A 3,927-nucleotide genomic window follows, 5' to 3' on the forward strand; every position below is an offset into this window, starting at 1 on the left:
GCTGGTAATTGGCCACAATCCGGGCTTGGAACAGTTGGCCAGACAGCTTGCCGGGCCGGGGTCGGAGGCCAAGGCGCTCGCGAGACTTGAAGAAAAATTCCCGACGGCAGCCCTGGCACGCTTCGCTTTCGAAGGTGACTGGTCCGGCCTGTCGAGCGCCCCGCTGACGCATTGTGTGCACCCGACGGATTTGGGCTAGAATTCGGGCGCGGCGGGCAAGCTGCCACCCGGCAGACTTCGAACCAACGGTTCATGCCGACTGCGCCAAATCGGCTGCTCAAACGATGCCCCGATTGTTGCTGGTTCCATAAAAAACAAGAGCGGCGGGCAAAGCCCACCGCTCTTTGTGGTCGCAGACTTCAGAAAATCAACGACCCCAGATGCCCTGGCCCGACTGAGCCGGCACCTTGGCATTGGCATCACCCTGCGTCTTTACAGACTTCGGGATCGAGCCGGTGTGCGTGGTGTCGACGTTGGACACGGACTGGTTCGCAACCGGCTGGTTGGCATTGTAAGAGCCATAATTGTCGCTGCCGGCAAAAGCAGTGCCCGTGGCAACGAGGATGGCGGCGGCGGCAAGAGCGATCTTGGTCATTTTAGTTACTCCAGTATTTCTTTGTTCTGTCCGTCTAGTGGCGTGCCCTTGGGAGGAATTTCGCGTTGCTCGGACCACCCCGAGATGGGTTTGCCCTGCCGCGGATTCCAATCACGAAGATGTTCCTCCGCAGCTTGAATCCGGGCCTTGAAATTTGGCACAGGCCCTCGGCGGTGAGTTTTTTATTCATTAGAATCAAATAATTATGAGAAATCGCCAGCGCATGACGCTATCATTCGATGAGCCGACGTTCACCCAACATGGACGGTCCGTCAATGATAATCGAACCGAACGGTTCGGTTTTATCCATGGTAGGCGAATTCAGGCTGCTCAAACGCGGCGGCAGCAGGCCGTCTGCTATTTGCCTTGCGGCTGGATCGATACTATCGATTGTTCCTGAGTATGCATTTGTACGCTGCCAGCCGCATCCTCCGAAACGCGGTGGCAGCTTCCCAGGACAGCGATAGATATGCGGCTGCTGCTCGTCGAAGACAATCGCGAACTGGCCGACTGGCTGGGCAAGACCCTGCGTCAGGCGAACTATGTCGTCGACGTCGTCCATGACGGCGAGGATGTCGAGCACGCGCTGGCCGCCGGTGACCACGCGCTTATCATCCTTGACCTGGCATTGCCTCGCATGGGCGGCCTGGAAGTGCTGCGCATGCTGAGGGCGCGCGGCAATGCGGTGCCGGTGATTGTATTGACCGCCAATGCCAGCCTCGACGGTCGAGTCAAGGGCCTCAATGAGGGCGCCGACGACTATCTGGCGAAACCATTCCAGATCGAGGAACTGGAGGCGCGCATCCGCGTGCAGCTGCGCCGCGCCAATGACCGCACCGCGCCCGTCGTTGCTTGCGGCGATCTTGTCTTCGACACCAACACGCGATTGTTTTCGCTCGCCGGCGAAACGCTGGGGCTGACGCCGCGCGAACACGCGGTACTGGAACAATTGATGGTCAAGGCGGGACGCACAGTGAGCAAGGCGGCGCTGTCGGCGGCGATATACGACTTCGAGACCGACGCCGACCCCAGCGCCATCGAGATCTATGTGCACCGTGTACGCAAGAAGCTCGAAGGGTCTCGGGTTCAGATCGCCACCTTGCGTGGTCTTGGCTACCTGCTGCGCCATGAGGATTAGCAGCCTCCGTTTGCAGTTGCTGGCCTGGGTGGTGCTGCCGCTTGCGGGGCTCGCCACCATCAACCTATGGACCAGTCACCGCAGCGCGCTGGCGACCGCCGATCTGGTCACGGACCGAATGCTGCTCGGTTCGGCACGCGCGATTGCCGAACAGGTCGCCATAGTGGATGGCGTTCTCGATGCCACGGTGCCGCCGGCGGCAATCGAGATGTTCGACACCGGTGATCGCGACAGCGTCTATTATCATGTCGAGACGGCTGGCGGGCGTTTGCTGACCGGCTACCCCGACCTGCCCGAGGATACGAGGCAGCCGAGCGTGGAAGCGGTCTATCGTGACCAAGCGCTGCGGCTGCTGACGTTCAGTCATGCGGTGGTCGGCGCCGGTCCCGATTCACCTATAACGGTCACCGTGGGCGTCACGATGGCTGGGCATGATGCGATGGTGAAACGGCTGTGGCTCAGCGCCTTCGCCCAGCAACTGGCCCTGGTGGCCATTGCCGGCATCTTCGTGCTGCTCGGCCTGCGTCGCGGCCTGGCGCCGCTGATAAGGCTGCGCGACGCGGTGCGCTCGCCACGCCGCAGCGACCTCGATCCCATTGAAGCGCCAGGTGCGCAAAGCGAGATCCGCCCGCTGATCGATGCGCTCAACGCCTATATGGAGCGCGTGCGGGCGCAGATGGCGGCACAGCGCCGATTCATCGCCAATGCGGCGCACCAGTTGCGCACACCGCTGGCGCTGCTGTCGACGCAGGCGAGCTACGCGCTTCGCGAAACTGTCCCCGACGCACGCCAGGAAGCGCTGGTCGCGCTGCAGACAAGCTCCGGCAAGCTGGCGCGATTGGCCGAACAGTTGCTCACCCTGTCACGCGCCGAACCGGGCAGTCGGCGGCCGCGCGCCGACCACGTCGACCTGACCGAAGCCGCTCGGCACGTTCTGGAAACGCATGCGCCAATAGCAATCGGTCGCAACATCGATCTCGGCCTCGAGGAGGCCGGACCTGTGCCGGTTATCGGCGACGGCACCATGCTGCGCGAGATGATCGTCAATCTTGTCGATAACGCACTGCGCTACACCCGGGCCGGCGGCAGCGTCACGGTGAAGTTGGCGGCCACCGACGGCGAAGCCGTGCTGACAGTCGACGATGACGGGCCCGGCATTCCGGCGGACGAACGCGACCACGTATTCGAACGCTTCTACCGCATCGTCGGCTCGACCGAGGAAGGCAGCGGGCTCGGCCTCGCCATCGTGCGCGAGGTTGTCGAAAATGCCGGCGGCCGCGTCACCCTTGGAGATGGCGCGACCGGCGGTCTGGTGGTCGAGGTCAAGTTGCCTTTGGCCTGATCAATCAGGTCCCCTGTTCGTTGAACGGAGCCGGCCGCCACTTGACGACATAGTTCTCGAAGCGGGTGATGATGAACTCCACCACCAGCGCCATCACCGCCAGGATGATCATGGCGGCAAAGACGCCATTGGCATTGAAGGCGCCCTGCGCTGTAGAGATCAGCAGGCCCATGCCTTGCTTGGCGCCGAGGAATTCGCCGACCACCGCGCCGACCAGGGCAAAACCGAAGCTGACATGCAGGCTGGCCAGGATCCAGCTCATCGCCGACGGGATGATGACGGTGCGTGTGATCTGGAATGGCGAGGCGCCGAGGATCTGGGCGTTGGCGATCATCGCCCGGTCGGCTTCGCGTACACCCTGAAAGGCATTGGCGAAGACGACGAAGAACACCATCACCACGGCGAGCGCCACCTTGGACGCCATGCCGAGGCCGAGCGCGATGATGAACACCGAACCCAGCACGACTCGCGGCACCGAATTGGCGATCTTGATGTAGATGGAAAAGACGTCCGCCAGCAGCCGATTGCGGCCCAGGATGATGCCGGCGGCGATGCCGCCAACAGCGCCGATGACGAAGCCGAGGAAGGTCTCCTCCAGCGTCACATAGATCTGCACCCAGAGCGGACCTTGCGACGTGCCTTCGGTGACCCACACCCAGATCTGGTCCCAGATGCCGGACGGGCTGGCGAAGAAGAACGGATCGATGATGTTGTAGTCGGCGCCGAGTTCCCACAGGCCGAGGAAGACGACGAGGATAGCCAGGCGCAGGCCGATGACCAGCGCATGGCGGCGGCGCAGCCGCGCCCTCGCCCGGCCTTCGGCGACCGCGATGGAGGCGTCTCGGACTGCTG

At 62.8% G+C, this 3,927-nt stretch carries 4 protein-coding genes and 1 pseudogene; 3 read left to right on the forward strand and 2 right to left on the reverse strand.

Annotated elements, in window-relative coordinates; translation table 11 throughout:
* Positions 1–199, forward strand: a pseudogene (locus tag EOC06_RS41050) (histidine phosphatase family protein); the annotation flags it as partial.
* Positions 200–367: 168 nt separating this feature from the next.
* Here EOC06_RS41050 and EOC06_RS34115 read toward each other — a convergent pair.
* Positions 368–595 (reverse strand): DUF680 domain-containing protein, encoded by a 228-nt coding sequence (locus tag EOC06_RS34115; protein WP_127331272.1) that lies wholly within the window; start codon positions 593–595, stop codon positions 368–370.
* A gap of 469 nt (positions 596–1,064) precedes the next feature.
* Here EOC06_RS34115 and EOC06_RS34120 point away from each other — a divergent pair, with 469 nt between their 5' ends.
* Together EOC06_RS34120 and EOC06_RS34125 are read left to right on the forward strand one after the other, a co-directional pair.
* Entirely contained in the window at positions 1,065–1,733 is a 669-nt protein-coding gene (locus EOC06_RS34120; RefSeq protein WP_127331274.1) for a response regulator, read from the forward strand.
* Positions 1,723–3,075: a sensor histidine kinase gene (locus EOC06_RS34125; RefSeq protein ID WP_127331276.1), complete on the forward strand. Its 1,353-nt coding sequence runs from the start codon at positions 1,723–1,725 to the stop codon at positions 3,073–3,075. Before EOC06_RS34120 ends, EOC06_RS34125 begins: the two co-directional genes overlap by 11 nt.
* A 4-nt stretch (positions 3,076–3,079) precedes the next feature.
* On the opposite strand, the gene EOC06_RS34130 is transcribed toward EOC06_RS34125, so the two are convergent.
* Positions 3,080–3,927 (reverse strand): ABC transporter permease (locus EOC06_RS34130; protein ID WP_306462373.1); only part of this gene is annotated, 848 nt, incomplete at its 5' end.

It is taken from the genome of Mesorhizobium sp. M7A.F.Ca.MR.362.00.0.0 (assembly GCF_004023175.1).
Lineage (GTDB): Bacteria > Pseudomonadota > Alphaproteobacteria > Rhizobiales > Rhizobiaceae > Mesorhizobium.

What these genes read in the sequence shown, in the direction of transcription:
- EOC06_RS34115 (WP_127331272.1), bottom strand. Translation starts at nt 595, where the DNA reads ATGACCAAGATCGCTCTTGCCGCCGCCGCCATCCTCGTTGCCACGGGC.
- EOC06_RS34120 (WP_127331274.1), top strand. Translation starts at nt 1,065, where the DNA reads ATGCGGCTGCTGCTCGTCGAAGACAATCGCGAACTGGCCGACTGGCTG.
- EOC06_RS34125 (WP_127331276.1), top strand. Translation starts at nt 1,723, where the DNA reads ATGAGGATTAGCAGCCTCCGTTTGCAGTTGCTGGCCTGGGTGGTGCTG.